At 71.8% G+C, this 26,151-nt stretch carries 25 protein-coding genes; 17 read left to right on the top strand and 8 right to left on the bottom strand.

Going from position 1 to position 26,151, the window contains the following annotated elements:
• The first annotated feature begins 4 nt into the window (after nucleotides 1-4).
• From AB0B41_RS23330 to AB0B41_RS23320, 3 genes are read left to right on the top strand one after another with little or no spacing between them, the layout of a single operon-like run.
• The gene (locus tag AB0B41_RS23330; protein ID WP_358206662.1) at nucleotides 5-868 is read left to right on the top strand and encodes a dioxygenase; all 864 of its coding nucleotides are present in this window, start codon (nucleotides 5-7) and stop codon (nucleotides 866-868) included.
• A gap of 53 nt (nucleotides 869-921) precedes the next feature.
• Nucleotides 922-2,001 (top strand): maleylacetate reductase, encoded by a 1,080-nt coding sequence (locus tag AB0B41_RS23325; protein WP_358206718.1) that lies wholly within the window; start codon nucleotides 922-924, stop codon nucleotides 1,999-2,001.
• Entirely contained in the window at nucleotides 2,001-2,939 is a 939-nt protein-coding gene (locus AB0B41_RS23320; protein ID WP_358206659.1) for an amidohydrolase family protein, read from the top strand. Before AB0B41_RS23325 ends, AB0B41_RS23320 begins: the two co-directional genes overlap by 1 nt.
• 27 nt (nucleotides 2,940-2,966) lie before the next feature.
• Here AB0B41_RS23320 and AB0B41_RS23315 read toward each other — a convergent pair whose 3' ends face one another.
• The gene (locus AB0B41_RS23315) at nucleotides 2,967-3,992 is read right to left on the bottom strand and encodes an AraC family transcriptional regulator (RefSeq protein ID WP_358206657.1); all 1,026 of its coding nucleotides are present in this window, start codon (nucleotides 3,990-3,992) and stop codon (nucleotides 2,967-2,969) included.
• 213 nt (nucleotides 3,993-4,205) lie between these two features.
• On the opposite strand from AB0B41_RS23315, the gene AB0B41_RS23310 reads away from it, so the two are divergent.
• The 3 genes from AB0B41_RS23310 to AB0B41_RS23300 all read left to right on the top strand — a co-directional run bounded on the left by AB0B41_RS23310 (nucleotide 4,206) and on the right by AB0B41_RS23300 (nucleotide 6,611).
• On the top strand, nucleotides 4,206-4,760 hold the full coding sequence (locus AB0B41_RS23310; protein WP_358206655.1) for a TetR/AcrR family transcriptional regulator: 555 nt from the start codon (nucleotides 4,206-4,208) through the stop codon (nucleotides 4,758-4,760).
• Nucleotides 4,761-4,810: 50 nt separating this feature from the next.
• Complete coding sequence (locus AB0B41_RS23305) at nucleotides 4,811-5,401, top strand: 3,4-dihydroxy-2-butanone-4-phosphate synthase (protein ID WP_358206653.1); 591 nt, start codon at nucleotides 4,811-4,813, stop codon at nucleotides 5,399-5,401.
• A gap of 319 nt (nucleotides 5,402-5,720) precedes the next feature.
• Nucleotides 5,721-6,611: a zinc-binding dehydrogenase gene (locus tag AB0B41_RS23300; protein WP_358206651.1), complete on the top strand. Its 891-nt coding sequence runs from the start codon at nucleotides 5,721-5,723 to the stop codon at nucleotides 6,609-6,611.
• Here AB0B41_RS23300 and AB0B41_RS23295 read toward each other — a convergent pair.
• Nucleotides 6,601-7,197, bottom strand: a complete 597-nt coding sequence (locus AB0B41_RS23295) for a TetR/AcrR family transcriptional regulator (protein WP_358206649.1) — start codon at nucleotides 7,195-7,197, stop codon at nucleotides 6,601-6,603. The genes AB0B41_RS23300 and AB0B41_RS23295 overlap by 11 nt on opposite strands.
• A 153-nt stretch (nucleotides 7,198-7,350) precedes the next feature.
• On the opposite strand from AB0B41_RS23295, the gene AB0B41_RS23290 reads away from it, so the two are divergent.
• Genes AB0B41_RS23290 through AB0B41_RS23280 form a run of 3 tightly spaced genes read left to right on the top strand, consistent with a single transcriptional unit; the run spans nucleotide 7,351 to nucleotide 10,714 of the window.
• Nucleotides 7,351-8,703, top strand: a complete 1,353-nt coding sequence (locus AB0B41_RS23290) for an MFS transporter (RefSeq protein ID WP_358206647.1) — start codon at nucleotides 7,351-7,353, stop codon at nucleotides 8,701-8,703.
• A 27-nt stretch (nucleotides 8,704-8,730) separates the two neighbouring features.
• Nucleotides 8,731-9,774 carry an aromatic ring-hydroxylating dioxygenase subunit alpha gene (locus AB0B41_RS23285; protein WP_358206644.1) on the top strand — a complete coding sequence of 348 codons (1,044 nt, stop codon included), beginning with the start codon at nucleotides 8,731-8,733 and terminating at the stop codon, nucleotides 9,772-9,774.
• Complete coding sequence (locus tag AB0B41_RS23280; protein ID WP_358206642.1) at nucleotides 9,767-10,714, top strand: PDR/VanB family oxidoreductase; 948 nt, start codon at nucleotides 9,767-9,769, stop codon at nucleotides 10,712-10,714. The genes AB0B41_RS23285 and AB0B41_RS23280 overlap by 8 nt, the downstream gene beginning before the upstream one ends.
• 41 nt (nucleotides 10,715-10,755) lie before the next feature.
• Here AB0B41_RS23280 and AB0B41_RS23275 read toward each other — a convergent pair whose 3' ends face one another.
• The 6 genes from AB0B41_RS23275 to AB0B41_RS23250 form a co-directional block, all read right to left on the bottom strand.
• Nucleotides 10,756-11,265 (bottom strand): hypothetical protein, encoded by a 510-nt coding sequence (locus AB0B41_RS23275; protein WP_358206640.1) that lies wholly within the window; start codon nucleotides 11,263-11,265, stop codon nucleotides 10,756-10,758.
• Nucleotides 11,262-11,633: a hypothetical protein gene (locus AB0B41_RS23270; protein WP_358206638.1), complete on the bottom strand. Its 372-nt coding sequence runs from the start codon at nucleotides 11,631-11,633 to the stop codon at nucleotides 11,262-11,264. The genes AB0B41_RS23275 and AB0B41_RS23270 overlap by 4 nt, the downstream gene beginning before the upstream one ends.
• Before the next feature lie 531 nt (nucleotides 11,634-12,164).
• Entirely contained in the window at nucleotides 12,165-12,692 is a 528-nt protein-coding gene (locus tag AB0B41_RS23265) for an SDR family NAD(P)-dependent oxidoreductase (RefSeq protein ID WP_358206636.1), read from the bottom strand.
• Entirely contained in the window at nucleotides 12,689-12,964 is a 276-nt protein-coding gene (locus AB0B41_RS23260) for a hypothetical protein (protein ID WP_358206634.1), read from the bottom strand. The genes AB0B41_RS23265 and AB0B41_RS23260 overlap by 4 nt, the downstream gene beginning before the upstream one ends.
• Nucleotides 12,965-13,167: 203 nt before the next feature.
• Complete coding sequence (locus tag AB0B41_RS23255; protein ID WP_358206632.1) at nucleotides 13,168-14,274, bottom strand: NAD(P)-dependent alcohol dehydrogenase; 1,107 nt, start codon at nucleotides 14,272-14,274, stop codon at nucleotides 13,168-13,170.
• 106 nt (nucleotides 14,275-14,380) lie between these two features.
• Nucleotides 14,381-14,890 (bottom strand): aldehyde dehydrogenase family protein, encoded by a 510-nt coding sequence (locus AB0B41_RS23250; RefSeq protein WP_358206629.1) that lies wholly within the window; start codon nucleotides 14,888-14,890, stop codon nucleotides 14,381-14,383.
• Nucleotide 14,891: 1 nt separating this feature from the next.
• Between AB0B41_RS23250 and AB0B41_RS23245 the strand changes: the two genes are divergently transcribed.
• The 8 genes from AB0B41_RS23245 to AB0B41_RS23210 all read left to right on the top strand — a co-directional run bounded on the left by AB0B41_RS23245 (nucleotide 14,892) and on the right by AB0B41_RS23210 (nucleotide 25,182).
• Entirely contained in the window at nucleotides 14,892-15,860 is a 969-nt protein-coding gene (locus AB0B41_RS23245) for a PaaX family transcriptional regulator C-terminal domain-containing protein (protein ID WP_358206627.1), read from the top strand.
• 112 nt (nucleotides 15,861-15,972) lie between these two features.
• Entirely contained in the window at nucleotides 15,973-17,088 is a 1,116-nt protein-coding gene (locus tag AB0B41_RS23240) for an aromatic acid/H+ symport family MFS transporter (RefSeq protein ID WP_358206625.1), read from the top strand.
• Between the two features lie 227 nt (nucleotides 17,089-17,315).
• Entirely contained in the window at nucleotides 17,316-18,401 is a 1,086-nt protein-coding gene (locus AB0B41_RS23235) for a cupin domain-containing protein (protein ID WP_358206623.1), read from the top strand.
• Nucleotides 18,398-19,210 carry a fumarylacetoacetate hydrolase family protein gene (locus AB0B41_RS23230; RefSeq protein ID WP_358206621.1) on the top strand — a complete coding sequence of 271 codons (813 nt, stop codon included), beginning with the start codon at nucleotides 18,398-18,400 and terminating at the stop codon, nucleotides 19,208-19,210. The genes AB0B41_RS23235 and AB0B41_RS23230 overlap by 4 nt, the downstream gene beginning before the upstream one ends.
• A 3-nt stretch (nucleotides 19,211-19,213) precedes the next feature.
• Nucleotides 19,214-20,776, top strand: coding sequence for an FAD-dependent monooxygenase (locus AB0B41_RS23225; protein ID WP_358206619.1), 1,563 nt, complete (start codon nucleotides 19,214-19,216; stop codon nucleotides 20,774-20,776).
• Nucleotides 20,773-22,827, top strand: coding sequence for an acetate--CoA ligase family protein (locus tag AB0B41_RS23220; protein ID WP_358206616.1), 2,055 nt, complete (start codon nucleotides 20,773-20,775; stop codon nucleotides 22,825-22,827). The genes AB0B41_RS23225 and AB0B41_RS23220 overlap by 4 nt, the downstream gene beginning before the upstream one ends.
• Entirely contained in the window at nucleotides 22,808-24,490 is a 1,683-nt protein-coding gene (locus tag AB0B41_RS23215; RefSeq protein ID WP_358206614.1) for an AMP-binding protein, read from the top strand. Before AB0B41_RS23220 ends, AB0B41_RS23215 begins: the two co-directional genes overlap by 20 nt.
• The gene (locus tag AB0B41_RS23210) at nucleotides 24,487-25,182 is read left to right on the top strand and encodes a maleylpyruvate isomerase family mycothiol-dependent enzyme (RefSeq protein ID WP_358206612.1); all 696 of its coding nucleotides are present in this window, start codon (nucleotides 24,487-24,489) and stop codon (nucleotides 25,180-25,182) included. The genes AB0B41_RS23215 and AB0B41_RS23210 overlap by 4 nt, the downstream gene beginning before the upstream one ends.
• Nucleotides 25,183-26,151: the final 969 nt, after the last annotated feature.

Raw genomic sequence — 26,151 nt, 5'->3', positions numbered from 1 at the left:
CGACGTGGACTTCACCGTCGATACCGCCACAGCGGCTGTCGAGGCCAGCTTCGACGCGACCCCCGATCCGCGGCTGCGCGAGATCCTGCAGAGCCTGACTCGGCATCTGCACGGCTTCGTCCGCGAGACCTCACCCTCGATCGAGGAATGGAACAGCGCGATCGAGTTCCTCACCGATGTCGGCAAGACCTGCACCGACACCCGGCAGGAGTTCATCCTGCTCTCCGACGTGATGGGGGTGTCCATGCTGGTGGAGACCATCAACGGCCAGGATGTGGGCACCGAGAGCACCGTGCTCGGCCCTTTCCACATGACCGAGTCCCCCGCGCGAGAGCTCGGCGAGTCCATCGATCTGCTGGGCGGGGGCCGGGCTTGTGTGGTGTCGGGGACGGTGCGCAGCACGGCCGGCACGCCGCTGGCGAATGCGCTGGTCGACGTCTGGCAATGCACCGAGGACGGCTTCTACGACGTCCAACAGCCGCACGTGCAGCCGGAAGGCAATGGTCGGGGGCTGTTCCGCACCGACGAGCAGGGCAGGTTCTGGTTCCGCACCGTCGTGCCCTCGCACTACCCGATCCCGACCGACGGACCGGTCGGACGGCTGCTGCAGGCGACCTCCCGCCACCCCTACCGCCCAGCGCACGTGCACTTCATCGCAGCCGCCGACGGCTACGAGGAGGTCACCACGCACGCCTTCGTCGCGGGCAGTGCCTACATCGACTCCGACGCCGTGTTCGCGGTGAAGAAGGGGCTGCTCGTCGACTTCGTCGAGACCGACGACACAGTCCTCGCCGCCGAGTTTGGAGTGGAGCCCCCCTTCATCCACGCCAGGTTCGACATCGAGCTACAGGAGAAGGAGACGCTGTGAGCGACCGGGACGGCGGGGCGGCGCAGACCGAGTTCGTCTATGACGCCCTACCCATGCGGGTGTTGTTCGGGTCGGGCCGACTCGCTCACCTGCCAGACGAGGTGGATCGGCTCGGGTTGCGCCGTGTGCTGGTGCTGTGCACCCCCGGGCGCCGCGAGTTGGGCCAACGCGCCGCCGAGCTGCTCGGCGACGCGGCGATCGGCGTGTTCGACGGGGCGAGAATGCACGTCCCCGTCGACGTCGCCGAGGCGGGTGTGGCCGAGGCCCGGCGACTTGACGCGGACGGGTGCGTCGCCATCGGTGGCGGCTCGACCATCGGACTGGCCAAAGCCATCGCCCGCGACACCGGCCTTCCCAGCGTCTGCGTGCCGACCACCTACTCCGGCTCGGAGATGACACCGGTGTGGGGCCTGACCGAGGACGGCGACAAACGCACCGGTCGCGACCCGGTGGTCCTGCCCCGCAGCGTCGTCTACGACCCCGAGCTGACCGTCGGCCTCGCGGCACACACCTCCGCCGCGAGCGGGGTCAACGCCCTCGCCCACGCCGTCGAGGCCCTCTACGCCCCGGACGTGTCGCCGGTGATCGCGCTCCTGGCCGAGGAGGCGGCGCGAAGCCTCGCCAGCGCACTCCCGGCGGTCGTCCGCGCCCCCGCGGACGTGACAGGGCGGGCCCTGGCGCTGCGCGGAGCCTGGCTGGCCGGGGCCTGTCTCGGCGCGACCACCATGTCCCTGCACCACAAGCTCTGCCACGTGCTCGGGGGCCTGCTCGACCTGCCGCATGCCGAGACCCACACCGTGGTGCTGCCACACGTCGCCGCGTTCAACCTCGAAGCCGCACCGCGGGCAGCGGCCGCGCTGCGCCGCGCCCTCGGGGCCGACGACCCGGCCCGAGCCCTCTACGAGCTCAATCGGATGCTCGAGCTTCCCAGCTCGCTCGCCGAGCTCGGCGTGGCCCGCGCGGATCTGTCCGCGGCCGCAGACGCCGTCCTCGCGCGACCCTACATCAATCCGCGCCAGGCCGACCGGGACGCCGTGCTGGGCCTCCTACAAAACGCCTGGGCCGGCACCGTCCCGAACGCCGCGGCAGAACCTCTCCCCGCCGTGGCCGCGATCTCAACGAGGAGCATCTGATGAGCGGTCGTATCGACGTCCACAACCATCTCATTCCGCCGCGCTACCAAGCCCGCCTCGACGAGCGCGGGCTCACCGCCGGGGGCCTGCCCGCACCGGCCTGGTCCGAGGACCTGGCCCTCGCCGCGATGGACGCCCACGGCGTGGAGACGGCCATCGTGTCGGTGTCCACCCCCGGCGTGCACCTGGGCGACGACGCCGAAGCCCGCGAACTGGCCCGCCACGTCAACGAGTACGCCGCCGAGCTCGCCGCCCGGCACCCGGGCCGGTTCGGGTTCTTTGCCACGGTGACGCTGCCCGACGTCGAAGGAGCGCTCGCCGAGACCGCGTACGCCTTCGACGAACTGCACGCCGACGGGCTGATCCTGCTGGCCAACGTCGACGGTCGCTACCTCGGCGACCCCGAGTTCGAGCCGCTGCTGGCCGAGCTCGACCGCCGTCACGCCGTCGTGTTCGTGCATCCCTCGAAGCTGCCCGGCCCAGCCGCCGACGGCATCCCTCCCTACATCGCCGACTTCCTGCTCGACACCACGCGCACGGCGGTCAGTCTGGTCCGCGCAGACGTGATCCGCCGCCACCCCAACATCACCTTCATCCTGTCCCACGGTGGCGGCTTCATCCCGTTCGCCGCCCACCGCCTGGCCATGACGATGACGTTCGACTCGGGCCGCACCGTCGAGGACTTCCTCGCCGATCTCGCGTCCTTCCGCGTGGACACCGCACAGACGTCCAGCCCGACGAGCCTCCCGGCGGCGCTGGAGTTCTTCGGAGCGGATAAGGTCATCTTCGGCACCGACTGGCCGCACGCCTCCAACTCCGGTGTCGCGTACTTCACGCAGCGGTTCGCCGAGTTCGACCTCGACGCTACGACGCGGCGGACGATCGAGATCGACAACGCCCGAGCACTACTGCCGCGCTACACAGCACTGCACGCCTGAACACGCTCGGCGCGGCTCCCGCCCGTGCTAGCTGCGGGCGCGGCGCAGCGTCTCCGACGGTGCTTGACCGAAACGCTCGCGGTAGGCGTCGGCAAACCGCCCGGGGTGGGTGAACCCCCAGCGGAAGGCCACGTCGGTTACCGAGCCGACGCCTCCCACCAGGTCGTGATGAACGCGCTCGAGCCGCACGACGCGCAGATACACCATCGGCGACATGCCCATCTGCTCGCGGAACCCCTGCTGCAACCGGCGCCCGCTGACCCCGGCGGTCTCGGCCAGGCTCGTCAGCGTCCACGGCTGCTCCGGGGCGGTATCGATGGCGTCGACGACGCGCTTGACCGTCCGCGACCGGACAGGTCGGCGATCGTCGCGCAGGGCCTCGAAGAAGTCGTGCGGCTGCGCACGCAGCAGGGAGCTGATCACCAGGCGCTCGAGTTGCTCGCGATGCGCCGTGAACTGCCTCCCCAGGCTCTGCTCGGCCTCCAGATCGGCCAGCAGCAGCCGCACCACTCGGAGCCAGCTTCGGCCCGCGGGACCGGTCAGGTCGAAGCCCAGCGAGAAGCGGACCGAGGACGACACCGGCCGCCCGATCATCGCCTCCAGCTCACTCTCCAACGCGCGGCGGTCGATCTTGATGCACAGCTGCCCCGCGTCGGCTCCCCACCGGGGCAGATAGGTGTGCTCCCGCGGGGTGAACACCGCCGCCATACCGGGCCGCGCCACGACGCGCTGCCTACCACAGAACGATTCGACGGCCCCGGACAGCGCCACGTTGACGTGGTAGGCCCCCAGGGCGCCCGGATCCAGCGCGGTCTCGGTGCCGAAGCGGACAAAACCCAACGTCAAGTGGGTCAGCTCGATCGCGCTGAGCAGCGAATGCCTCAAGGTGCCGTCATGACCGGTCGGCTCGACCTTCGCGGGATAGAACACCCCGTTCAGGCTGTCCCGGAAGACATCGAACTGCGCCGCCCGACACAGCTCGAAACCGTCAAGGACGCTCGGCTCACCGTCGCCGCCCGCCAAGACCGGTTCGATCATCATCGATCGCTCCATCGACTGACTCCTCGGAAGAGCGCGGGCGGGGCCTCGCCGCCGCCACGGTCAGCGGCCAAGAATTTCTAGACCGCTGTGACCGGAAATGTAGGTGCAGGTGGGCCCGCTGTCAAACGCCGTCCGGGGATGTTCGCTTATGGTGTAGTCGTGGGGGAGTGCACGGGTGTGAGGAGCGGCCCCGGCCGTCCGCGGACGCCTGGCGTTGAGCGGGCTGTGGTCGAGGCCGCGCTGCGCGTGCTGGCAGGGCAGGGCCTGGAGAGTTTTTCGGTGGCAAAGGTCGCCGCCGAAGCCGGAACCACCAAGGCAACGGTCTACTCGCGCTATCCCAACCGCATGGCCCTCATCGGGGCTGCGCTGGCGCACCTGCGGGTCGAGGATCTGCCCGAGCCCGTCGGGGACGTTCGACGTGAGCTGATCCAACTACTCGACCACATGGCGGCGCAGTACGAGCGCATCGGCGGGATGAGCATCGTGGGGTCATGTCTGGCAGCCGAGCAGCGGATGCCCGAGCTGCTCGACACCATCCGCGACTCGACCTTCCGGCCGCGCCGGCAGACCTTCATCGACGCCCTGACACGAGGCCAGCAGGCCGGCCAGATTCGAGACGGGATCGACTTGGAGCAGGTGGTCAGCGGCTTGATCGGCGCCTACTACGGCGACCGGCTCGCCGGCCTGGATGCCGGCGGTCCCGGATGGGCGGAGCGGGTCGTCGACCTCAATCTGATCGGGATAGCTCATCCGTCCTACCTGCATGGCCAGTCGAGCTGACCGTCTCACAGCCCGTTGGCTTCACGACCGTTTCGTGATGCGGACAGTTTGTGCCGCCCACGGATAGCCCGCCTTCGCAAGGACCCCTAGCCTCCGGCCGGGCATCGTCCGAGGAGGTCCGATGGCGCATCGTGTCGACGCGTATCAATCTGCGCCACGCGCCCGACGGGAACGGCAGCCGTCCAACGCGCGATCTCGGCCCTTGCAGCCGGTCGGATGATCGTCGTCGCCCACGATGCCGACCGGAGGAAGGAAGGCGACCTCATTTTGGTCGTCGCCGTGGTGTCGGTGCTGTGGCTGGGCACGACGACCAGCCCACAGCGGCGGCAACTGGCACTGCAGAGGAGCGTGCCCGCACTCTCAACGCGCTGGCCGGCCCGGCCACCAGCCCGGACGAGCTGCGTAGGCCGAGACGTGTCTTCCCGCTCAGCGCCCGCGGCGGCGGCGTGCTCGTGCGCAGGTCATACCGAAGCCGCCGTCGCCCGGCGTCATCCAACGCCGCACTGGTCAACCTGATGCGGCAGCCCGGCTGCAACGAGCGGGTGCGCGCCTGGGGAGGCGTCGGGGTACCGGTCGATTTCCGGATGCTGGCCGATGGAGAAGGTCGGGGGCGGACCCAGGACGCGCTCAACCACAAGTAGCCCACCCACGAGAAGGACGAGCAGGTCCGGATCGCCAACCAGAAGATCCTGGCCCGCCTCGACCCGGCGGCGGAGACGCGCCCGGACTGGATGCGCGAGGGCTTACCGTCCGGCTCGGGGACCACCCGGCCGCGTCACACGGGGTCACTACCCGACATCGTTCCCTCGCCTGCCGTCGTTGCCGGGAGCGAACCGAGAGGAGCGACCATGACCAGCACGGTCCCGAACACGATGCGCGCCGTCGTCCTGGACGCACCGGGCCCGCCCGAGGCCCTGACTATCCGCGAGCTGCCCGTGCCGACCCCCCGAGCCCGGCTGGGTGCTCATCCGGGTTACCGCCTTCGGGCTCAACCGGTCCGAGCTGCACACCCGGCTCGGGCTCGCCGAGGGCGTGACCCTCCCGCGTGTGCTCGGGATCGAGGCGACCGGGGTCGTCGTGTCCGCGCCGGGCGGCGAGTTCGCCGGAGGCACGCAGGTCGTGGCGATGATGGGTGGGATGGGCCGCGCGTTCGACGGCGGCTACGCCGAGTACACCTGCGTCCCCGCGAGCCAGGTCGTCCCGTTCCACAGCGACCTCGATCCCGCGGTGATCGGCGCGGTGCCGGAGATGCTGCAGACCGCCTACGGCTCGCTCACCGTCGGCCTCGACGTCCGGCCCGGCCAGACGCTGCTGGTCCGCGGCGGGACCTCCTCGGTGGGGCTCGCGGCCGCAATCCTCGCCAAGCGCCAGGGCCTGAGGGTCCTGGCGACCACGCGCGACCTGGCCCGGGCGGACGTGCTCACCCGGGCCGGCGTCGACCACCCGATCCTGGACGACGGCGCGGTGGCCGCCCGGGTCCGCGAGATCGTGCCCGAGGGCGTGGACGCGGCCCTGGAGCTGGTCGGCACCCCGACGCTGCCGGACACCCTGGCCGCGACGCGGGTGCATGGCGTGGTCTGCATGTCCGGGATGTTGTCCAACGTGTGGACGGTGCCGGACTTCTACCCGATCGACTACATCCCCCGCGGTGTCCGGCTCACCGGCTACAGCGGCGACGCCTCCGACCTGCCCGCCGAGGTCCTCCAGACCTTCCTCGACGACGTCGCCGCAGGCCGCGCCACCGTCCCGATCGCGCGGACCTACCGGCTGGACGAGATCGTCGAGGCCCATCGGTTCATGGAGCACGGCAGCGCGGGCGGGAAGCTGGTCGTCGTCCCCTCTACGCCGTGAGGCCCCGCAGGGCCGCGTCGACCACCCGACCGGCCCAGTCGCCGTCCGTGTCCAAGCCTGCCAGGTGGTCGGCGTAGAGGTTCCCCACGATCATGCTGACCGCGCGGTCGACGTCGACGTCCGCACGGAGCTCGCCCCGGTCAACGCCCGCGCGCACCGCGGCCGCGAAGTGCGCCCGGCGGGGGAGGAGCGTGCTCCGGCGGATCTGCGCGAGCAGGTCGCCGGAGAGCGGCTCGTCGGCCAGGCAGTTGCCAATGATCGCCATCCCGCCGACCTCGGCGTACTGGCGCCGCATCGCCTCGAGGAGGGCGACGAGGTCGTCCCGCACGTTGTCCCCGGGCTCGGGGACGTGGTCGACCTGGAGGTGGGTGAGTGCGGCCCCGACGAGTTCGGTCTTGTTGCTCCACCGGGTGTAGACGGTCACCTTGGACACGCCCGCCGCCGCGGCGACCCGGTCCATCGACATGCCGGCCAGGCCCTCGATGGCCAGGAGCTTGATCGTCGCCTCGAGGACCGCCGTGTCCTTCGAACGGTCGCGGCTCCGTCCCCGTCGGGGACGCGGCTCCGCGGCCGCCTCGTCCGTCATGGGTCGACTCTACGACGCCCACGACGGACGCCGTTGACACCGGGTCGGGCGGACCGTATGTTCCTGTACGCGTTCGTTCAGTTTAGCGACACGGAACGAATCGCTGGTGCGCACTTCGCCGTCATCTCGAACCGACAAGGACGTGAGGTTCCCATGACCGAATCCACCCTGCCCGAATCCCTCCCGCCCGAACCGGTCGACCCCGCCGTGCGGCCGTCACCGGTCGCCCCGGCGGACGGCTCCGTGACGCCGCGGGCACGTCGGCGGGCCGTGACCGCCGTCGCGATCGGCAATCTTCTCGAGTGGTACGACTTCGCGGTTTACGCGGGTCTGGCGGCGGTGCTCGCCGGCCTGTTCTTCCCGGCAGGGGACCCCTTGGTCTCGCTGCTGGCGTCGTTCTCGGTCTTCGCGGTCGGATTCGCCGCCCGACCCGTCGGCGCGATCGTCTTCGGTCGGATGGCGGACCGGTACGGGCGTCGACCCACCCTCCTGGTCGTCATCACCGTGATGGGCGCGGCGACGGTCCTGATCGGGATCATGCCGACCTACGCCATCGCGGGTGTGTGGGCGGCATTGCTCCTAGTCCTCGCGCGGACGGCGCAGGGGCTGTCGGTCGGCGGCGAGTTCAGCTCGTCGACCGCGTTCCTGGTGGAGTTCGCTCCCCGGGGCAAGCGGGGTCTCTACGGGTCGATCGCCTATCTGACCGCGTGCCTCGGGTCCTTCGTCGGGCTCGGCGTCGTGTTCCTGGTCCGGTCCCTCTCGACGCCGGAGTTCCTCGCCACCTGGGGATGGCGTATCCCGTTCCTGCTCAGCTTCCCGCTGCTCGCGATCGGGCTCTACATACGGCTGAAGGTCCAGGAGTCGCCCGCCTTCCGAACCGCCGCGCCGTCGGACGAAGGCCCCCTCACGACCTCAGTCCGGACCCAGCGACGCGGGATGTTCTCGCTGTTCGGCATCACGGTCGGCTTCGCCGTGTGCTCGTACACCGTGCTCGCGTTCGTCGTGAGCTACGTGACGACGGTGCTCCGGTACCCGCCGAGCCTCGCCTACACCTCGATCCTGATCTCGACCCTCCTCGGATCGGTCAGCATCCCGTTCTTCGGTGCGCTCTCCGACCGGGTAGGGCGGCGGCCGGTGATCCTGGCCGGCGCGATCGGCACCGCACTGGTCGCCTACCCGGCCTACCTGCTGTTGAGCGTGGGCACCATGGCGGCCGCGATCGCCGGGCAGCTGCTGATCTGGCTCTTCATGGCGATGCTCTGCGGTGCCTGCCCCGCGGCCTTCTCCGAGATGTTCCCGACGCGCCTGCGGACGACCGCGGTCGGGGTCTCGTACTCGCTGGCCCTCGCCCTGTTCGGCGGCACGACGCCGTTCGTCTCCACCTGGCTCATCGAGTGGACCGGCTCGGTCGTCGCCCCCGCGGCCTTCGTGGTCGCCACCGCACTGGTCAGCATGGTCGCCGCCCTCCGCATGCGGGAGACCGTGCGATTCGACCTGCCCGACTGACCCATCCCGAGACGAAGGGGTCCGATCATGGAGTTCCTACGCAACGCGTGGTACCTCGTCGCCTGGTCCGGCGACGTCAAGCCCAATGAGCTGCTCGGCCGGACGGTGCTGGAGCGGCCGCTGGTGCTGCTCCGCGGCGCCGAGGGCGACCTCGTCGCCCTGGACGACCGCTGCCCGCACCGCTTCGCTCCGCTGTCGCGGGGGCGGTTCGACGGGCGCACGATCGCCTGCGGCTACCATGGGCTCGAGTTCGACACCACCGGCACGTGCATCCGCAACCCGCACGGCGCGGGCAGGATCCCGCGCGCGGCGACCGTGAGGCGCCATCCCGTCGTGGAGCGCCACGGCGCCGTCTGGCTGTGGGCGGGGGACCGGGAACCCGACCCGTCGATGATCCCCGACTTCTCCCGGCTCGACACGGACGACACCACCACGCGTCGCGACCACCTCGTGATGGACGTGCCCTACGACCTGATCGTCGACAACCTGCTCGATTGCAGCCACACGAGCTTCCTGCACGACGGCATCCTCGGCAATGAGGGCATGCTGGACACCGCGACCGAGGTCACGCAGGTCGGCACCACGATCAACGTCATCCGCTCGTCGGAGTCGGTGCCGCCGCCGGGCATGTTCGACATGCTCTTCCACAACGACGGCGCGCCGGTCGACACCTGGACGGACTTCCGCTGGGACCCGCCCTCCCACCTGCTGCTCGACGTCGGCGTGACCGCCCCGGGCAGGCCGCGGGAGGAGGGCGTGGGCTACTTCGGCACCCACATCCTCACGCCCGAGACCAGCACCACGACCCACTACTTCACGACGGCCTCGCGCTGGGGGGTCCGGCCGGGGACCGAGTCCGACGAGATGCGCCTGAAGATCTCCGACATGCGCCGGTTCGCGTTCGAGGAGCAGGACGAGCCCATGATCCGGGCACAGCACGCGACCATCGCCGCGTTCGCCCGAGCGGAGGGTGCGCCCACCAGGCCGGTGCTCCTCGAGACCGACTCCGGCGTGGTGCGGTGGCACCGCATCATGGACGGGTTGATCGCCGCGGAGCGCAGGGATGCCTGAGCCCCTCCGGAAGGTTCGGGTCGACCGGATCGTCGACGAGGCGGAGGGCGTCCGGTCCTTCCGCCTCGTCGGGCTCGACGGGGACCGCCTCCCCCCGGCGACCCCGGGCAGCCACGTGGACGTGCAGACCCCGGGCGGCCCGATCCGCCAGTACTCGCTCTGCGACCCCGACGACCACGTGATCGCGGTCAAGCTCGAGGCCGGGTCACGTGGGGGCTCGGCGGCGATGCACCGGGTCGAGGAGGGCGACGTCCTCGAGATCGGCGCTCCGCGGAACGCCTTCGGTCTCGTCGAGGAGGCGCGTCGCCACGTGCTGGTCGCCGGGGGCATCGGCATCACCCCCGTGCTCGCCATGGCCCGGCACCTGGCCCGGCGCGGCGCGGGCTTCGAGCTGCACTACTTCGCCCGGTCCGAGGCCCACATGGCATTCCGCGAGGTCATCACCGAGGGACCGTGGAGAGGGGCGGCGTACCCGCACGTCGGGCTCGACCCCGACGGCACCTGCGCCGTGCTGCGGGCCGTGCTGCGCGAGCCGACGGCCGGGGTGCACGTCTACACCTGCGGACCCGGGCCGCTGATGGACGCCGTGCGAGCGGTGGCGCAGGGGGCAGGCTGGGCTGCCGAGCAGCTCCACGAGGAGCGGTTCTCCGCAGCCCCGGTCGAGGTCGGGGCGTCGGGGTTCCGGGTCGAGCTCGCCAGGTCGGGCATCGCGGTCGAGGTCGGCGCGGCCGAGAGCGTGCTGGATGCTCTCGGCCGCGCGGGGATCGAGATCGACTACTCGTGCGAACAGGGGATCTGCGGCACCTGCGTGACCCCTGTCCTGGCCGGCGACGTCGACCACCGCGACGACTACCTCACCGATGAGGAGAAGGCGGAGGGCGACCGGATGTGCGTGTGCGTGTCGCGCTGCCGGGGCGAGCGCCTGCAGCTCGACCTCTGAGGTGGCCGGTACCTCGCCCTGCCATGACCCGGCACGACTCCTCACGCCGTGGCGGGCTTCGGGAGTCCCCACGACTGCAGGCACAGGACGTAGAAGAGCGTCCACAACACCATCCCGTCCATCCAGCCCAGGGCGTTGCCGTCAATGTTCTCGGTCATCGGCGGCTCGTGGAGCAGGCCGCCCGCCAGGACGTGGAAGTAGAGGAAGAAGGTGCCGATCCCGAGCAGCAGCGTGATGATGATGCGGGCGGCGTAGCGGCCGGGGGCGGGCAGCCCGTCGGGCTTGTTGGCGAAGCAGTTCTGCCACAGGATCATCCAGAACACCCAGCACACGCCGAGCTGCGCGGTGAAGCTCACGGCCGCAGGACCGAGGGCGGCGACGTCCGCGGGGCCGAGGAGCAGCTCCGTGAGCGGGCGCAGGGCGAAGAAGATGCCGGTGCCGAGCAGGACGTTGCCGAGGGTGGAGGCGAGCGCCACCCGCCCGGGCGTCCCGGCCAGCCGCCACGGCCAGTTTTCGGTCAGCAGACCGGTCACGACCACCGCGATGATCATGCAGTAAACCAGCCGATGAGGGTGTTCGCATCGAGGATCGCCGTGTCGGCGCCCCACTCCGCGACCGCGGGCACGGCGAGGACGAGGAACAGCACCGTGCTCGGCAGGATCAGCATGCTGATCTGGCCGAACCCGAGCCAGGGCTGGGGCAGCCCGGACTTGGTCCACGGCCGGTTCCCCCAGTTCACCACGCTCATCACGTAGAAGAAGAAGCCGAACAGGACCCACAGCGCCCCGGCGAGGTAGCCGGTCCCCTCCGCCCGCCCGCCCGCGAAGGTCGGGTCGAGGGCGCCGTAGCCGAGCGCGAACGCACCGTGATGCCGAGGGCGAGCGCGCAGGCCGTCAGGATCAACGCCAGTCCCCGCCACGGTTGGCGCAGGCGGTCGAACCCGTGCCACTCCAGGTTGAAGCCGAGCCACACGACCGCGATTAGGCCCCAGAAGACCAGCGCCAGGAACGGTTGCGGGTAGATCCCGAGCGGGCTCCACTCGGGATCGACGAGCAGGGACCAGGTCCCCAGGCTCAGGACGAAGACGACGGCGAGGTTGGCGAGGCCGAAGGCGTACCAGGGGAGGGTGCGCGGGGCGGACCCGCGTGCGGCGGACGTCTCCTCGTATTGGATCGTGGTCATCGTTGACCGTTCTCCTGTCGGACGATCGGATGTCCCCGGTCGAGCCGGACGACCGGTCGGGTGGGGACGGGCTCGGATGCGAGCAGGAGGATGGTGCCCCGCCGCGGACGGGTTGGGGCGTCAAAGTTCTTGACGCGGCGATGCGGTTTGGAACGGCGCGAGGCCCCCGGGCCGCGGGCGGCAGTGCTGCCGTGCCGCGGCGCGGGGGCCTCGACGGACCCGCGGGGAGCGGGCTACTTCACGAGCATCCCGGCGTCGAGCGGCAGGCTCACCCCGGTGATGGACTTCGCGTCGTCGGAGACGAGGAAGAGCACCGCCCGGGCGATGTCCCGGGGCTGGATACGGTCAGGGGCAGCGCGTGCAGCCCCTGCGAGGCCTCCTCGAAGTCCGCCTTGGTCGGGTTCTCGACGTCCGGACGGAAAATCCGGAACAGCTCGTCGTTCATGATCATCGGAGTGTCCACCTGCGAGGGGTGGATCGTGTTCACCCGGATCGAGTGGGGGGCGAGCTCCTTGGCCAGCGTCTTCATCAGCGCGACCACACCGCTCTTGGCCACGGTGTAGGAGCCGAGGCCGGCGTGGGTGTACATCGAGGCGATCGAGCTGGTCAGGACCATCGCCCCGCCACCGGCGTCGATCAGGTGCGGGATGGCGGCCTTGCAGGTGTTGAACACACCCGTCAAGTTGACGTCCAGGACCTGCTGCCAGCCCTCCAGAGTGGTGTCCTGGATGGGGATCGGTCCGGGCGCGATGCCCGCGTTCGCGACGACGATGTCGAGCCTGCCGAGCTCGCTCACCCGCTCTGCAGGGCCTCCGTCAGCGCCTCGGCGTTGCGGACGTCCACCGCCGCCGTCACGACGCGCCGGTCGAGCGCCTCGATCTCCTTGGCGGTTCCGGCGAGCTCCTCCGCCGTCCCGAGCGGGTAGCCCAGGCCGAAGGCGGCATTCGCGTCGGAGACGTCGAGGGCGATGATGTCGGCGCCGGCCTTGGCCAGCTCGATGGCGTGCGCCCGGCCCTGCCCGCGCGCCGCCCCCTTGATGAATGCGACCTTCCCGGTCAGATCTGCCATGTCTTGCAAGGCCTCCCGTTATTGCTGTTCACGACGGGGCCGCCACGCGGGGATGCGCCCGGCGGGACGGCGTGTCCGTCCGTCTATGTCGAACCGGTCGTGACGAGACGCGCCCGGGCCCGAGCACATGGGATGGTGTCCGCCGCGAGCCGCGTCGCGGCGTAAAGAGTTTTGACGTCGACGGCCGGCCCACCGACGCGTCGTCAGAAGACGACGACCGGCTTCACCGTCGCCCCCGACGCGGAGTCGGCGAACGCGGTGTTGATGTCGTCCAGCTTGTAGGTCTTGACGAGCTTGTCGAACGGGAAGCGGCCCTGCTCCCACGGCGCGACCAGGCGCGGGATGAACTGCTGGGGGACCGAGCTGCCCTGGATGATGGTCTTGAACGTCCAGCCCTTGACCAGCGACGCGCCCGTCTCGAACGTCGTCTCGGTGCCGGGCGCGCCCGCGCCGACCAGCGCCAGGGTCCCCCGGATCGCCAGCGCCTGCGCCGCGTTGGTCAACACGCTGGGGATCGCGGTGGTGACGAGGATGTAGTCCAGCCCCCGCCCATCGCTCGCGGCCATCAGCTCGTCGAGCGTGCTGTCGCTGCCCGCCTTGACCGTGTGGGTCGCGCCGAGCTCGCGGGCGAGCTCGAGACGCGAGTCGTGCAGGTCGACCGCGACGATCGTGGTACAGCCGATCACCCGGGCCGCCATGACCGCGGCCAGCCCCACCGCACCGGCGCCTGACACCGCGATGGACGAGCCCGCCGGCGGCCGCAGGTCGTTGAGGATCGATCCCGCGCCCGTCTGCATGCCGCAACCGAGAGGGGCCAGGACCTCCAGCGGGGCGGCTGGGTCGACCTTGATGATGCTGCTCTCCACAACGTTGGCGTGGGTGGCGAAGGTCGACTGCCCGAAGAAGTGGGACGAGATGCTCTCGCCCGACGACGTCGTCAGAGAGGTGGACCCGTCGTGGCGCCGGCCGCCGAAGGCCTCGGCGAACAGATTCTCGCAGTAGGCCATCCGTCCGGCGCGGCGCTCCAGGCAGTGGGTGCAGTACGCGGCGGAGAGGACGACGTGGTCGCCCGGCACGACCGTGGTGACGTCCGCACCCACCTCCTCGACGATCCCGGCGCCCTCGTGGCCGAGCACGGCGGGCAGCGGGCTGGGATACACGCCGTCGCGGACGATGGCGTCGGTGTGGCAGATGCCGGTGGCGACCATGCGGACGCGGGCCTCGTTCGCGCGGGGCGCGTCGAGCTCGAGCTGCTCCAGCGTCAGCGGCGCGTGGTGCTCACGGGCGACGGCGGCGGTGATGGTGGTCATCGATGTCTCCTATGGTTCGACCTGCTGGAATGGCATGTCGATCGACCCCGACCCCGACCGGCTGCCTCGATGGGCGGGGCGACCGGTCCGGCCGCCCCGCCGGGGCTCACTTGAGCCTACGGATCGAGTGCTCCTCGACGTACTCGGACAGCCCGGCGTCGCCGAACTCGCGCCCAATACCGCTCTGCTTGATGGTATTGATGAACGTGCTGCCGGCCTCGACCTTGCGTGCGAAGGCCAGGCCGCGATCTGGGTCGGAGGTCCAGACCGAGGACCCCAGGCCGTAGTCGCTGTCGTTGGCCCAGTCGAGGACCTGCTGCTCGTCGTCGTAGGCGATGAGCGGAACCACCGGGCCGAACTGCTCCTCGCAGGAGACCGGCGCGGTGTGCTCGACGTTGCGCACCACGTGCGGGAGCACGTAGTAGCCGTTGTCCCACCCGGTAGCCGGGAAGGCCGCGTGTGCGGCGCTGGGCGGTCGCGGTGCCGCCGGTGAACCAGGTTGTTGCCGGTGAAGACGCCGCGTGGGGTGGCCGCGGAACAGCGGTGGGACCCGCGACAGCGACTCTGATGTGCAACACAGATCGAACGGCCGTCGCGAGACCAGTCGCACGGCCATCATGGCGCCGGGCTCCTTGCGTGTCAATCACGCGTCGGTCGACGAGCTGGCGACGCGCCCCGCGAAGGATGGGACACCTCGCTCCGAGCGACGGGATGAAACTCTGTGGGCGTCGTCGGCCGCCTCGGTCGACGGAGGAGGTGACGTCGTGAAGGCGCGGTCACTGGTCTTCGACCTGTTCGGTGACTACCTGCGGTACCGCGGTGGAGAGGCGCGGCTGCGCAGCCTCGTGTCGCTGATGGGCTGCTTCGACGTCCCTGGGCCGACCGTGCGCGTCGTCGTCGCCCGGCTGCGCAAGGACGGCTGGCTGTCCAGCCGTCGTGAGGGACGCGAGACCGTGTACGCGCTGACCGACGCGGCCTGGGCGCTGCTCGACGAGGGGCGCGAGCGGATCTTCCATCGCGCCCAAGGGCCATGGGACGGGCAGTGGCACATGGTCATCTACTCGGTCCCGGAGTCCGAGCGAGGCCTGCGTGAACAGCTCCGCAAGAAGCTCGCCTGGTTCGGTTTCGGCCCGTTGTCGTCCTCGGTCTGGCTCAGTCCGCACGACCGGGTCGGGCTGGTCAAGGAGGCATTCGCGGAGGAGCCTGCAGTACGCCTGGATGTGTTCCGCTCTCGAACGAGCGGCGCAGTGGAGGATCGTGGCATCGCGTCGCGCTCCTGGGATCTGGGTGAGCTGAACCGTGCCTACGTCGACTTCCTCGCGACCTACCGGCCCCGCCTGGCGGCCTACCGCGCAGGGGAGCTGCAAGGGGCGGAGGCGCTCGCCGAGCGGATGTGCCTGATCCACGAGTACCGGAGCTTCCCGTTCCGGGATCCCGACCTGCCGCCCGAGCTGCTGCCGGAGGGCTGGAACGGGCGCGTCGCGCACGACGTGTTCATCGAGGCGCACGGCCTTCTGCGGGGGCCTGCGGAGGCCTGCGTGGACGCGCTGACGGGTTCGACGCTCCTGGACGAGCGAGCAGGGTGATCACGCGCTCAAAGTGTGTCACTAACTAGACGGTCGTCGGTACCACGTTGTAACTTGTCGGTGTACTCGCCATGGCGGCGTCGTGCGCATCGCAACGAGGAGCGTGGTGCTCGTGTCAGGGACGACGAAGCCGGCGACCCGGTCCGGGCTCATCGTGATCGCGTTGTGCTTCCTGACCATCGTCTTCGACGGCTACGACCTGATCGTGTACGGCTCGGTCGTGCCGAGCCTGCTGGCCGAACCGGGCTGGGACCTCGGGCCCGCGGAGGCGGGCGCCATCGGCAGCTACGCCCTTGCGGGCATGCTGATCGGCGCGCTGGGCGCGGGGGCGATCACCGACGCCCTCGGCAGGCGCCGGATCATGCTGATCGGCATCACCTGGTTCTCGCTGCTGATGATCGTCTGCTCGCTCGCCCCCAACCCGGAGCTGCTCGGGCTGTTCCGCTTCCTGGCTGGCCTCGGTCTCGGCGGCGTCATCCCCTCGGCGATCGCGCTGACGGTGGAGTACGCCCCGCGCGGCCGTCGGCAGCTCTACAACGCGCTGATGTTCGCCGGCTACTCCGTCGGCGGGGTGCTCGCCGCGGTCCTGGCCCTGTCGCTGGTGGCCGACCACGGGTGGCGCCCGCTGCTGGCCATCGGCGCCGCACCGCTGCTCATCGTGCTCCCCCTGGCCTGGCGGTTCCTGCCCGAGTCGGTCGGGTACCTGCTGGCGAAGGGGCGCGACGACGAGGCCGAGACGCTCGCCGCCCGCTACGGCGTCGACCTGCCCGCACTCCGCGAGGAGCGCGCCGCCGCCGCGGGGGCCGCCGGTCCGAAGGCGTTGTTCCGCAAGGGGATGCTCGGCGCCACCCTGCTGTTCGGTGCCGCGAGCTTCTGCGGCCTGCTGCTCGTCTACGGCCTCAACACCTGGCTGCCGCAGATCATGCGGCAGGCGGGTTACCCGCTCGGCTCGGCGTTCACGTTCCTGCTCGTGCTGAACCTCGGCGCGATCGTCGGGGCGGTGATCGCGTCGCTGCTGGCGGACCGGTTCGGCCCCAAGCCGGTCACCGTCGGGGCGTTCCTGCTCGCCACGCTGTGCCTGCTGGTGCTGAGCCAGCGGGTCGACACGGGCCTGCTGATGGTCGCGGTGGCCGTGGCCGGACTCGGCAGTGTGGGTACCCAGATCCTGGTGAACGGGTACGTGGCCGTGCACTACCCGGCCTCGATCCGGGCGACCGCCCTCGGGTAGGCGCTCGGGGTCGGGCGAGCCGGGGCGATCGTCGGACCGCTGTTCGGCGGCTGGGTCCTGGCCTCCGGCATCGGCTTCGAGTGGAACTTCTACGGGTTCGCCGTGCCGGCGCTCGCGGGGGCCGTCCTGATCGCCCTGATCCCCCGCCGACGCCCCACGGGCACGACGACCGGCAGCACATCCGACGACCCGACGACCTCGGGTACGACGAAGGAGGAGACGACCGCATGACCGCGACGGTTCCGGAGATCACCCCGGAGGAGCAGAAGCAGCTCGACGAGCTGTACAGCGACTTCGAGGCGGCCCACATGAAGCCGCTCTGGACGCAGATCGGCGGGCTGATGCCCACGAGCCCGCGTCCGGACTCGGTGCCGTTCCTCTGGCGCTGGTCGACCCTGCTCCCGCTGGCGGAGAAGGCGGGCGAGCTCGTCCCGGTCGGCCGCGGCGGGGAGCGGCGCGCGATCGCGCTCGCCAACCCCGGCCTGCCGGGCACCCCCTACGCCACCCCGACGCTGTGGGCGGCGATCCAGTACCTCGGCCCGCGCGAGGAGGCGCCGGCGCACCGGCACGTGCAGACGGCCTTCCGGTTCGTCGTCGAGGGCGAGGGGGTGTGGACCAACGTCGAGGGCGACCCGGTGGCGATGCGCCGCGGGGACCTGCTGCTCACCCCGGGGATGCACTTCCACGAGCACCACAACACCACTGACCACCCGATGGCCTGGATCGACGGCCTGGACATCCCGCTGGTCCGCACGCTCGACGCCGGGTTCTTCGAGTTCGGCCCGGACATGCTGTCGACGAAGGAGACCCCGGCGGTCTCGCGCAACGAGCGGCTCTGGGGCCACCCCGGGCTCGCCCCGGTCGGCGCGTCCGCCCCGAAGGCGTCGCCGCTGATGGCGTACCGCTGGGAGCACACCGACGCCGCCCTGACCGCGCAGCTCGAGCTCGAGGCCGAGGGGCACCCCGGCGTCGTCGAGCCCGGGCACGCCGTCGTCCGGTTCACCAACCCGGCCACGGCCGGGGACTGCCTGTCCACCATGCGCTGCGAGATGCACCGCCTGCGGGCGGGCACCTCGACGGCGCTGACCCGCACCGCGGGCTCGTCCGTGTGGCAGATCTTCGAGGGTTCCGGCGTCGTCACGGTCGGCGACGAGCGCTACGAGGTCGGCAAGGGTGACCTGTTCTGCGTCCCGTCCTGGGCCGGGCTCGCCTTCGACGCCGGCTCCTCGGGGCTGGACGCCTTCGCCTACTCCGACGCCCCCGTCTTCGAGGCCCTCGGCCTCGCCCGTACCTCCCGAGAGGACCGTTCGTGAAGCTCGCGACCATCCGCACCCCCAGCGGCACCGCTGCCGTCCGCATCGACGGCGACGGGGCCGTCGAGCTGGGCGCCGCCGACCTCGGCGAGTTCCTGGCCCGCCCTGACTGGCGCACCGCCGCGGAGTCGGCGTCGGGCACCCGGCACGACCTGGCCGGACTGGACTACGCCACGCTGGTCCCGCGGCCGGAGAAGGTGTTCTGCGTCGGGCTGAACTACCGCACGCACATCCTGGAGATGGGCCGCGAGCTGCCGGAGTACCCGACCCTGTTCGCGAAGTTCGCCCGGGCGCTGGTCGGCGCATACGACCCGGTCGAGCTGCCGGCGGGGTCGGAGCAGGTGGACTGGGAGGCCGAGCTCGGCGTGGTGATCGGTGCCGAGGTCCGGCACGCCACCCCGGAGCAGGCGGCCGCGGCGATCGCCGGCTACACGGTGGTCAACGACGTGACCGCCCGGGACTTCCAGTACCGGTCGGTCGAGTGGTTGCAGGGCAAGACCTTCGAGCGCAGCACGCCGGTCGGCCCATGGCTGGTGACCGACGCCGAGCCGGGGGAGATCTCCTGCGAGGTCGACGGCGACGTGGTGCAGAAGGCCGACACCTCGGACCTCGTGTTCTCCCCGGCCGACCTCGTCGCCTACATCTCCCAGGTGATCACGCTGGTGCCCGGGGACATCATCGCCACCGGCACCCCGGGCGGGGTCGGGCACGCCCGCAAGCCCCCGCGCTACCTGGCCGAGGGCTCGGAGCTGGTCACCCGCGTCGAGGGCGTCGGCGAGCTGCGCAACACCGTCGTCAAGGGGGCCTGAGGCATGCGGATCGCCGTCGCGGGGGGCGGCCCGGGCGGGCTGTTCTTCGCCACCCTGCTGCGCCGGGCCGACCCGTCGATCGAGGTCACCGTCTTCGAGCGGAACCGCGCCGACGACACGTTCGGCTTCGGCGTGGTCTTCTCCGACCGCACCCTCGCCGGGATCCACGAGGCCGATCCCGTGCTGCGCCAGGCCCTGACCGAGCACGGCAAGCACTGGGACGAGATCGAGGTGCGCCTGAAGGGCGAGCGGATCCGCTGCGGTGGGAACGGCATGGCCGCGGTGGTGCGCAAGACCCTGCTGGCGCTCATGCAGGCCCGCGCCCGGGACGTGGGCGCGGACCTGCGCTTCTCCACCGAGGTCACCCTCGCCGACCTCGACGACTACGACCTGGTGGTCGCTGCGGACGGCACGGGCTCCCGGATCCGGGAGCAGTTGGAGGCCGACCTCGGCGTCGAGGTGGAGACGGCCACGGCGAAGTTCATCTGGTTCGGCACGGACTACCTGTTCGACGGCCTGACGTTCGTCCACGAGCGCAGCCCCGACGGCGTCTTCGCGGTGCACGGCTACCCGATCTCCGACGAGGTCTCCACCTTCATCGTCGAGACCGACGAGGCGTCGTGGCGCCGCGCCGGGCTCGACGAGTTCGACGTGACCCAGCCCCCCGGGGCCAGCGACATGGTCACCAAGGACTACCTGGAGAAGCTGTTCGCCGACCAGATCGACGGCAAGCGGCTGCTGACCAACAACTCCCGCTGGGGCAACTTCCGCACCCGTCGCACCCGGCGCTGGCACACGCTGAGCCCGCGCCCGGTCGCCTTCCTCGGCGACGCCGTGCACACCGCTCACTTCTCGGTGGGCTCGGGCACGAAGATGGCCATGGAGGACGCGGTCGAGCTGGCCCGCGCGGTCGCCGCGTCGCCTGCTGACCTGGGCGCGGCGCTCGCCGACTACGAGCAGGCGGCCCAGCCGTCCGTGCGGAAGATCCAGAACTCGGCCCGGCCGAGCCTGGCCTGGTGGGAGCACTTCGGGCGCTACCACGACGAGTTCGAGCCCTGGCAGTTCGCCTACCACTTCCTGTCCCGCAGCATCTCCGACGCTCGGCTGGCGCGGCGGGCCCCCGAGTTCGTCGAGGCCAGCCACCGCGGCTGGGTCGACGCCCACGGCGCGGAGCCGCTCGAGACCCCGTTCGAGCACGGTAGTTGGTCCAGCCCGGGCCGCCTGGTGCGCCTGTCGGACACCGCGGTCGCGGACGACCTGCCCTTCGCCGACGAGCCGCAGGACGGTCCGTGGGTGGCGCGCCTGGGGGCCCCTGAGAACGAGGAGGGCCTCTCCGCGGTCTTCGAGCGGCTCCGCGGCTGGGCCGCGCTCGGGGACCGGGCGCCGGTGCTGGTCGCCGTGGCGGGCGGCACCGCGTTGACCCGCACCCTGGTCTGCGAGCAGGCCCGCATGCACGACCGGCTGCCCGCGCTGCTGGTGGACGTCGACGGCGAGGAGGGACTGCGGGACCGCGCGGTCACCACCGTCCTCTCCGGCCGTGCCGACCTGGTGGGAGTGCCCGCATGACCCGAACCGATCTCAACGCGCTGTTCGCACCGAAGGGGATCGCCGTCGTCGGCGCCTCCCGCAACCCCGCCAAGCTCGGCGCGACGATGGCGCGCTCGCTGAGCGGCTTCGCCGAGCGCGGGGGACACCTCGCCCTGGTGAACTCCCGCGACGACACGATGTACCCGAGCGTGGCCGCGGCCGCTGAGCACGGCCCGGTCGACCTCGCCGTGGTCTGTGTCCCGGCCGCCGCGAGCGTGTCGGTGGTGGCCGAGGCGGCCGCCGCGGGCGCGGGCGCCGCGGTGATCTGCGGTGGCGGGTTCGCCGAGGCCGGCGGACCCGGCATCGGCTACCAGGACGATCTCGCCGCCGTCGCAGCCGAGACGGGCATTCGCCTGCTCGGCCCCAACACCAGCGGCTTCCTCGCCCCCCACGTTGGGGTCACGGCCAGCTTCGTGCCCGGCGTGACCCAGGTGCGGCCCGGGCGGGTCGCCGTGGTGGCGGCCAGCGGCGGGGTCAACCACGCGCTGTCGTTCCTGCTCACCGAGGCCGGGCACGGGGTCAGCCTGGCGGTGGGCCTGGGCAACGCCGTCGACGTCTCCGCCCCTGACGTGCTGGACCACCTCGCGGTGGACCCGGGCACCGGGGCGGTCGCGCTGCACATCGAGTCCGTCGCCGACGGGCCCCGGCTCGTCGAGGCGGTCCGGAGGCTGTCCGCGGAGCGGCCGGTGGTGGCCCTGGTCGTGGGGCGCCACGACATCGGGGCCTTCGCCGCGTCGCACACCGGCGCGCTGGCCACCTCCTGGCGCACGACCCGCGCCGCGCTGGCGCAGGCCGGTGCGGTGACCGTGGACGACGAGCGCGAGCTCGTCGACGCGGTCGGGGCGCTGTCGGTGACCCGCGCCCGGCCAGCGCGAGAGGCAGGCGTCGGGGTGGTGACCGCCCAGGCCGGGCCGGGTCTGCTGCTGCTCGACGACCTTCGCGGTCGCCGGGCGCGGGTGCCCGAGCTGACCGGAACCACCCAGGACACGCTGGGCACCCTGCTGCCCCCGCTGACCTTCCAGGCCAACCCGGTCGACACGGGCAGGCCCGGCCCCGAGCTCGGCCGGATCTTCCACGCCGTCGCCTCGGACCCCCAGGTGGACGTCGTCGCCGCGTACGCCCTCTACGAACCGGACGCGGTCGACCTCGTCGCGGCCGCCGAGGAGGGCCGGGTCCCCGAGGTCCCGGTCGTCTTCGGCCTCGGCGGCACCGGCGAGGACGTCGTCGCCCAGCGTCGTGACCTGCTCGCGGCCGGGATCGCGGTGGCGAACGACCCCCGTGGCGTCGCCGCGGCGACCGGGGCGCTGCTCGCCGATGCCCGCGCCCGAGAGCGGTCCACGGCGGCTCCGACGCCGTCCGCGGCGCCGACCGGGATCCACGGCCCGCACGACGAGGACCAGGCCAAGAGCCTCCTCGACCGGATCGGCGTCGGGACCACCCCGCGCCGGGTGTGCGCGTCGCGGGCGGAGGCGCACACCGCCCTCGCCGAGCTCGGCGGGCCGGTCGCGGTGAAGATCCTCGACGCCGCGATCCTGCACAAGACCGAGATCGGCGGCGTCCACCTCGGGATCCGTAGCGCGGACGAGCTCGACAGCGCCCTCGACGCCCTGGACGCCGTCGACGCTCAGCGCTACCTCGTCGAGTCCATGGCCTCCGGCGGCGTCGACCTGGTGCTCGGCGCCCGCCGCGACCCGGTGTTCGGGCCGATCCTGCTGCTCGGCCTGGGCGGCACCACCGCCGAGGCCCTCGCCGACGTCGCGATCCGGCTCGCGCCGGTGGCCCCGGAGGAGGCCGGCGCTATGTCGACCGAGCTGGCCGGGCAGGCACTGCTCGACGGGTGGCGCGGCGGCCCCGTGCTCGAGCCCGCCGAGCTCGGCCGGGTCGTCGCGGCGCTGGGTGACCTGCTCGTGGCCAACCCCGACCTCGACGAGATCGAGGTCAACCCGCTCCGTCTCACCGCGACCGGCCTGGTCGCCCTCGATGCCGTCGTCATCCCCAGGGAGGCCAGCGATGCCCAGCCCCATCAGTGATCACACCGTGCCCTGGCCTGCGGACCTCGCCGTGGAGTACGTCGCCCAGGGCTACTGGGCCGAGGTGGCGCTGGGCACGGCCCTGCGCGAGGTCGCGGACGCCCACCCGGACGCCCCGGCCCTCGTCGACGCCGCCACCGGCCTGCGGCTGACCCACGGCGAGCTCGCCGACCGCGCGGACGCCGCCGCGTCCCGCCTGCTCGACCTCGGCATGGCGGCCGGCGAGCGGGTCGTGGTCCAGCTGGGCAACGGGTGGGAGTTCGTGGTGCTCACCCTGGCCTGCCTCCGGGCCGGGATCGTGCCGGTCATGGCGCTGCCCGCCCACCGACGCACCGAGCTGACCTACCTGGCCCGGCACGCCGAGGCGACCGCGATCGCGGTCCCGGACCGGATGCGGGACTTCGACCACCAGACGCTCGCTCACGAGCTGGCCGACGACGTCCGTGAGGTCGCCGACGGACCGTGGCACGTGTTCGTCGCGGGGGACGAGGTGGCTCCCGGCAGTATCGACCTGCGCGAGCTGTGCGGTCCCGGCGATCCGGAGGCGGACCGGGCGCGGCTCGACGCGCTCGCGCCGCACAGCCGCGACGTCGCGGTCTTCCTGCTCTCGGGCGGGACCACGGGCCTGCCGAAGCTGATCGCCCGCACGCACGACGACTACGTCTACAACGCCCGGCGCAGCGCCGAGATGGCGGACGTCGACGCCGACTCCGTCTACCTGATCAGCCTCCCGGCGGGCCACAACTTCCCGCTGGCCTGCCCGGGCATCCTCGGGGTGCTGCTGGCGGGCGGCCGGGTCGTCACGCTGCCGTCGCCGGAGCCCGTCCGGGCCTTCGCGACGATCGAGGCCGAGGGCGTGACCCACACCGCGGTGGTCCCCGCGGTCGCCGGTCGCTGGCTCGACCACGCCGCCGAGCACGGCGCGGCGCAGGTCGCGAGCCTGCGGGTGCTGCAGGTCGGCGGCGCGCGGCTGGCCGACGAGCTGGCCCGCAAGATCACCCCGGTGCTCGGCTGCACGCTCCAGCAGGTGTTCGGGATGGCGGAGGGGCTGCTGAACTTCACCCGACTCGACGACCCCGAGGACCTCATCTGCACCACGCAGGGTCGTCCGATGTGTCCCGCGGACGAGGTCCGGCTCGTCGACGAGCTGGACAAGGACGTGCCGGAGGGCGAGCCGGGCTCTCTCCTCACCCGCGGCCCGTACACCCCGCGCGGCTACTACCGAGCCGAGGAGCAGAACGCGCGCGCGTTCACCGAGGACGGCTGGTATCGCTCCGGCGACATCTGCCGGCGCACCCCCGAGGGCAACCTGATCGTCGAGGGCCGCGACAAGGACATGATCAACCGCGGCGGCGAGAAGATCTCCGCCGAGGAGGTCGAGAACCTGGTCTACCAGCTGCCGTCGGTCGCCCAGGTCGCCGCGGTCGCCATGCCGGACGCGCAGCTGGGGGAGCGGGTCTGCCTCTACGTGGTCCCGCGGCCGGGCGCGACGGTGACCCTCGAGGAGATCCGCGAGTCCATGGACGCGATCGGCGTCGCCCGGTTCAAGCTGCCCGAGCACCTCGTGCTGGTCGAGGAAATCGCCTCCACCAAGGTCGGAAAGATCGACAAGAAGGCGCTGCGGGCCGACATCGCCGACCGCCTGAACGGAGCCCCTGCATGACCGACCGGCACGACGTCACCGCCACCCTGCCGTGGATGCGCGAGGGCACCGCGCACCTGCTCGCGGTGGTGGACAAGCTCACCGACGAGGAGCTCGCAGGCCCGAGCGCACTCCCGGGCTGGACGGGGGCGCACGTCGTCGGGCACATGGCGCGCAACGCCGAGGCGCTGAGCAGGCTCGCCGCGTGGGCCCGGACCGGTGTCGAGACGCCGATGTACGCGGACCGCGAACAGCGCGCGGCGGAGATCGAGAGCTCCGCCGCCCTGCCGGCGGCCACCCTGCGCGGGGATCTCGCGTCGACCGCCGCGACCCTGGACGCGGACCTCTCGGCGCTCACCCCGGCACAGTGGCAGGCCCAGGTCCGCAGCGCGCTCGGCCGGGCCATCCCCGCGGCCGAGGTGCCGTGGATGCGGATCCGCGAGGTCTGGCTGCACGCGGTCGACCTTGGAGCCGGCGTGGAGGACCTGCCCGCGGACGTCGTCGACCTCCTGCTCGACGACGTGAGCGCGGCCCTCTCCGGCAAGGAGGACTGCGCCGCCCTCCTGCTGGCCCCGACGGACCGGGACCGGACCTGGACCCTCGGCGCCCCGGACGCCCGCGAGACGGTCGCCGCGCCCGCCGCGGAGCTCGCGGGGTGGCTCACCGGTCGCGTCTCGGGCCCCGACCGGCCCGCGCTCCCACGCTGGCTCTGAGCCCCGACGACCCCCCCTGATCGACCCGACGGAGGGCCGATGTCCGATCTCACGTTCGACTCCACGACCTCGGCGGACGGCACCGTCCTCGGCTACTTCCGCCGAGGGTCGGGGCCTGCGCTCGTCATCACGCACGGTAGCGTCTCGGCCGCGGAGCAGTGGATCCCGGCCACCGAGCACCTGGCCGAGCACTTCACCTGCTACGCCTTCGACCGCCGCGGCCGGGGTTGCAGCGGGGATGCCGCGGCCGGCGTACGACCTCGGGACGGAGGTCGCGGACATCGCGGCGATGATAGCGGTGGCCGGGCCGGGGGCCCACCTGCTCGGGCACTCCTACGGCGCGCTCTGCACGCTGGCCTACGCCGAGAAGCGCGGACTCGTCGGCACGCTGGTCCTCTTCGAGCCGCCGCGGGCAGGAGCACCCGGGGGGCCCTCCGTCTCGGTCTACGTTGTGGCGATCCTGGCGGTCACCCTTGGCCTGCGGCCTCGTGCTGGCCCGGCGGGTCGGGTCCGCCGCCAGCACCACCGGAGAGGTCCGCACCCCCGACCGGGTGGATACCTGACCATCCTCATCGAGACCGTCGATCCCGCGGGTAGCTCGCTCGTCGACCGCCCCCGCGCACGACGACGCCGCGGTGGAGGCCGCCGTCGAGATCGGGAAGTCGGCGCGCAGCGGGCTGGTACGCCGACCACGCCGAGCGGCGGCCGGCCGTAGGCCGCCGGCGAGCAGGAACTGCAGCTAGGTGTTGCCCCGTGCCGATCCTCCGAGGCGGCCTGCTCGGCGATCCGATCGAATGGCACGGCCGCAGGCGATCCGATGAGCTGAGCACCGTGGCGACCCCGCCGCTCTGCAGGGGACCGCGCTGCAGGCGGGGGGCTGCGTCCTCGGGGGTGGTGTACGAGTCCCTCGCTGGTGAGCGGCGTGGCGTCGTGACGTGAGACGGCCACCGCGTGATCTTGACGAGTACC

This window comes from Pseudonocardia sp. NPDC049154 (assembly GCF_040648315.1).
Lineage (GTDB): Bacteria > Actinomycetota > Actinomycetes > Mycobacteriales > Pseudonocardiaceae > Pseudonocardia.
The sequence above is the reverse complement of the archived record's forward strand: the minus strand, read 5'-3'. Positions and strand labels throughout refer to the sequence as shown.

Excerpts from the sequence above, each read along its gene's own strand:
- AB0B41_RS23275 (WP_358206640.1), bottom strand. The coding sequence starts at position 11,265 with ATGATCATCGCGGTGGTCGTGACCGGTCTGCTGACCGAAAACTGGCCG.
- AB0B41_RS23260 (WP_358206634.1), bottom strand. The coding sequence starts at position 12,964 with ATGGCAGATCTGACCGGGAAGGTCGCATTCATCAAGGGGGCGGCGCGC.
- AB0B41_RS23285 (WP_358206644.1), top strand. The coding sequence starts at position 8,731 with ATGGAGTTCCTACGCAACGCGTGGTACCTCGTCGCCTGGTCCGGCGAC.
- AB0B41_RS23235 (WP_358206623.1), top strand. The coding sequence starts at position 17,316 with ATGACCGCGACGGTTCCGGAGATCACCCCGGAGGAGCAGAAGCAGCTC.
- AB0B41_RS23280 (WP_358206642.1), top strand. The coding sequence starts at position 9,767 with ATGCCTGAGCCCCTCCGGAAGGTTCGGGTCGACCGGATCGTCGACGAG.
- AB0B41_RS23320 (WP_358206659.1), top strand. The coding sequence starts at position 2,001 with ATGAGCGGTCGTATCGACGTCCACAACCATCTCATTCCGCCGCGCTAC.
- AB0B41_RS23255 (WP_358206632.1), bottom strand. The coding sequence starts at position 14,274 with ATGACCACCATCACCGCCGCCGTCGCCCGTGAGCACCACGCGCCGCTG.
- AB0B41_RS23210 (WP_358206612.1), top strand. The coding sequence starts at position 24,487 with ATGACCGACCGGCACGACGTCACCGCCACCCTGCCGTGGATGCGCGAG.
- AB0B41_RS23290 (WP_358206647.1), top strand. The coding sequence starts at position 7,351 with ATGACCGAATCCACCCTGCCCGAATCCCTCCCGCCCGAACCGGTCGAC.
- AB0B41_RS23250 (WP_358206629.1), bottom strand. The coding sequence starts at position 14,890 with ATGGCCGTGCGACTGGTCTCGCGACGGCCGTTCGATCTGTGTTGCACA.
- AB0B41_RS23215 (WP_358206614.1), top strand. The coding sequence starts at position 22,808 with ATGCCCAGCCCCATCAGTGATCACACCGTGCCCTGGCCTGCGGACCTC.
- AB0B41_RS23220 (WP_358206616.1), top strand. The coding sequence starts at position 20,773 with ATGACCCGAACCGATCTCAACGCGCTGTTCGCACCGAAGGGGATCGCC.
- AB0B41_RS23315 (WP_358206657.1), bottom strand. The coding sequence starts at position 3,992 with ATGGAGCGATCGATGATGATCGAACCGGTCTTGGCGGGCGGCGACGGT.
- AB0B41_RS23245 (WP_358206627.1), top strand. The coding sequence starts at position 14,892 with ATGGCGCCGGGCTCCTTGCGTGTCAATCACGCGTCGGTCGACGAGCTG.
- AB0B41_RS23325 (WP_358206718.1), top strand. The coding sequence starts at position 922 with ATGCGGGTGTTGTTCGGGTCGGGCCGACTCGCTCACCTGCCAGACGAG.
- AB0B41_RS23225 (WP_358206619.1), top strand. The coding sequence starts at position 19,214 with ATGCGGATCGCCGTCGCGGGGGGCGGCCCGGGCGGGCTGTTCTTCGCC.
- AB0B41_RS23295 (WP_358206649.1), bottom strand. The coding sequence starts at position 7,197 with ATGACGGACGAGGCGGCCGCGGAGCCGCGTCCCCGACGGGGACGGAGC.